We start from the raw sequence: 255 nt of genomic DNA, 5'->3' as shown, positions 1-255 counted from the left end.
GAATACCAATATACAGTAATTTCATCAGACTATCCTCATTGGGGAAAGCTCCTTTGGTTTTGGTTAGTTTGCGGAATTGACGATGTACGGCTTCAACGGCATTGGTGGTGTAAATCGGCTTCCTAATTGCTTTAGGGTATTTGAAATAGGCGGATAGTAGATGCCATTTGGTACGCCATGACTGAATGACCACACCATATTTTTCGCCCCATTTTTCTTCTAGCTCATCCAGTGCTACTTCTGCCGCCCCTTTGG

1 protein-coding gene is annotated in these 255 nt (G+C 43.9%); it reads right to left on the bottom strand.

Translation table 11 applies throughout. The annotated features are described in order from the left end of the window. Window positions 1-255: transposase (locus tag ACEO2X_RS14625; protein WP_371972217.1), on the bottom strand; the 255-nt coding region annotated here is incomplete at both ends.

It is taken from the genome of Acinetobacter sp. AL9, assembly GCF_041464035.1.
Lineage (GTDB): Bacteria > Pseudomonadota > Gammaproteobacteria > Pseudomonadales > Moraxellaceae > Acinetobacter > Acinetobacter towneri.
Note: the sequence above shows the minus strand (reverse complement) of the source record. Positions and strands in the feature narration are given on the sequence as shown.